This is a genomic window from Pyxidicoccus fallax (assembly GCF_012933655.1).
GTDB classification, from domain to species: domain Bacteria; phylum Myxococcota; class Myxococcia; order Myxococcales; family Myxococcaceae; genus Myxococcus; species Myxococcus fallax.
The window spans coordinates 1-2,343 of the sequence record NZ_JABBJJ010000656.1 but is presented as its reverse complement, the minus strand read 5'-3'; the positions used below and the strand labels follow the sequence as shown (position 1 = coordinate 2,343).

3 protein-coding genes are annotated in these 2,343 nt (G+C 69.6%); all 3 read left to right on the top strand.

Translation table 11 applies throughout. The annotated features are described in order from the left end of the window. The first annotated feature begins 184 nt into the window (after nt 1-184). The 3 genes from HG543_RS53185 to HG543_RS53175 are packed head-to-tail and all read left to right on the top strand — an operon-like array spanning nt 185 to nt 2,304. On the top strand, nt 185-469 hold the full coding sequence (locus HG543_RS53185) for a hypothetical protein (protein WP_169352609.1): 285 nt from the start codon (nt 185-187) through the stop codon (nt 467-469). Nucleotides 470-471: 2 nt separating this feature from the next. Then, nucleotides 472-1,815 (top strand): AgmX/PglI C-terminal domain-containing protein, encoded by a 1,344-nt coding sequence (locus tag HG543_RS53180; RefSeq protein ID WP_169352608.1) that lies wholly within the window; start codon nt 472-474, stop codon nt 1,813-1,815. A 42-nt stretch (nt 1,816-1,857) separates the two neighbouring features. After that, nucleotides 1,858-2,304 carry a cyclic nucleotide-binding domain-containing protein gene (locus HG543_RS53175; protein ID WP_169352607.1) on the top strand — a complete coding sequence of 149 codons (447 nt, stop codon included), beginning with the start codon at nt 1,858-1,860 and terminating at the stop codon, nt 2,302-2,304. Nucleotides 2,305-2,343 lie beyond the last annotated feature (39 nt).

Genomic DNA, 2,343 nt, shown 5'->3' with positions numbered 1-2,343 from the left:
GGCCCCGGCCCCGGCCCCGGTCGCCGAGGAGCCTCCTCCTCCCAGCAAGGTCCAGAAGAAGACGGCCAGCAAGAAGAAGCCTTTGAAGGGAACTCCGGCCCGCGCCGGGACGTCGAACCCCTCCCCTGCCCCCAAGCCCGCCGGCTCGGGTAAGCTCGCCACCGAAGAATCCCAGTAGGACCCCATGCGCACCGCTCTCGCCCTCCTCATGCTGCTGGCCGCCGCGCCCGTGCTCGCGCAGGACTCCGCGTCCTCGGGCACCGCCACGTCGTCGTCCAACACGAGCGCGTCCACCGGCAAGAAGCCGCGCAAGGTCATCCGCCTGGAAGCCCTCCAGGTCGAGGGGCGCATCCAGAAGCCCCAGGCCTTCTACATCCTTCCCCGTTCCAACCTGAGCTTCGACGAACTGAACCGCACGGAGAGCTTCGTGCCCAAGGTCGTCAAGAGCGTGGAGCAGGACCCCTTCTAGCCATGGCAGCCACTCCGCAGAACAAGCTGCTCCGCGTCGGCGTCATCCAGAACGGACGCATCGTCGAGGAGCACCACGTCCGGCGCGACAACGTGACCATCGGTCACGACGCCCGGAACACCATCGTCCTCCCCCGGAGCGACGACCGGCCGGCCCGTTTCTCGCTGCTGGAGAACCAGGGCCAGCAGTTCCAGCTCGTCATCGACGAGTCCATGAAGGGCCGCGTCAACCTCGGCTCCTCCGACGTGGACTTCGACTCGCTGCGCGCGCAGGGCATGGCCACCCGCCGTGGCGACCACTACGTCCTGCCCCTGCAGGAGAGCGCCCGCGGCAAGGTCGAGCTGGGGGACGCCACCCTCTTCTTCCAGTTCGTCGCGCCTCCTCCCGAGGACGCGAAGCCCGTGCTGCCCGCCGACGTCAAGGTCAGCATGTGGAAGACGATGGACCGCGTCTTCTTCGGCATCCTCGCGGCCTCGCTCTTCCTCCACTTCTCCGGCGCCACGCTCATCATCTTCTCCGAGCCCCCCAAGGAGCCCGAGCTCGCCCTGGACCAGCTGGATGACCGCTTCGTGCGCGCCATCATCCCCCAGCGTCCGGTGGAGGCTCCCAAGCCCGCAGACACCGGCGCGGGCGAGGCTCCCAAGGAGGAAGCGAAGGCCGACGAGCCGAAGGCGGCGGACAAGCCCGCGGGTGACAAGCCCGCTGGCGACGCCACCGAGCGCCGCGCCGCCATCGCGAAGAAGGTCTCCGGCACGGGCCTGCTCAAGATTCTCGGCTCCAACAGCGGCGGTGGCCAGGGCGCCTTCGCGGACGTGCTCGGCGGCGCCAGCGGCAGCGGCGACATCGCCACGGCGCTGGCGGGCGCGGGCGGCGTGGGCGTGGCCACCGAGGCCTCCGTCGGCGGCGGCACCGGCCCGCGTGGCGGCGGCACCGGCAAGGTGACGGGCATCGGCGAGGTGGGCACCCAGGGCGGCGGCAACGTGGACCTGGGCACCAAGAAGGAGGCCCAGGTGCAGGGCCGCGTGCAGGACGCCGCCCCCGAGGTGGAGAGCTCCGACGTGGACCGCACCGCGCTCGCCCGCTACGTCCGCTCGCGCCTGAAGTCCATCCAGGCCTGCTACGAGCGCGAGCTCAAGCGCAACCCCAACCTCAAGGGCAAGGTGGTGGTGCGCTTCGTCATCAAGCCCAACGGCCGGCCCGGCGACGTGGACATCGAGGAGAACACCGTGGGCAACGAGGCGGTGGGCAGCTGCATCCGCACCACGATTCGCAACTGGACCTTCCCCTTCAAGCCCGATTCCGAAACCGCTGTTTCCTACCCCTTCGTCTTCTCTCCGGCGGGGTAGGCTCCGGGCCCGGTCGTCGCCATCCCGGGCCCCGGGGGGACCATGGAGAAGCTGTCCGTCATCGCCTCATCACCCCTCTTCGAGATGCTCTCCCCCGCCGAGCTCACGCGCCTGGCGGAGCTGGCACGGGTGCGCAGCTTCGGAGCCGGCGAGGTCGTCTTCGAGGAGGGGGATTTGGGCGACAGCCTCTTCGTCATCGTCGACGGGCAGGTGGAGGTCCTCCGCCGCCTGCCCGGCGGCGAGGCGCGCCCCCTCACCGTCCTGTCCTCCCCCGAGTTCTTCGGGGAGATGGGCCTCATCGACAAGGAGTACCGCTCCGCCACCGTGCGCGCGAAGACGCCGGCCAACCTCCTGCAGCTCACCGCGCAGGACCTCCGGGCCTTCCGCCAGTCCCATGGCGATGGCTTCACCTTCGTCGTCGTCAACATCGCCCGAAGCCTGTCTGCTCGCTTGCGTGAGGCGAATGCTCGCCTCGCGAGCAAGGTCTGAGGACCCACCCCTGTCTCTTATTCACATCTAAAGCTGCCG

Coding starts and splice junctions, on each gene's coding strand:
- HG543_RS53185 (WP_169352609.1), top strand. CDS start 185: ATGCGCACCGCTCTCGCCCTCCTCATGCTGCTGGCCGCCGCGCCCGTG.
- HG543_RS53180 (WP_169352608.1), top strand. CDS start 472: ATGGCAGCCACTCCGCAGAACAAGCTGCTCCGCGTCGGCGTCATCCAG.
- HG543_RS53175 (WP_169352607.1), top strand. CDS start 1,858: ATGGAGAAGCTGTCCGTCATCGCCTCATCACCCCTCTTCGAGATGCTC.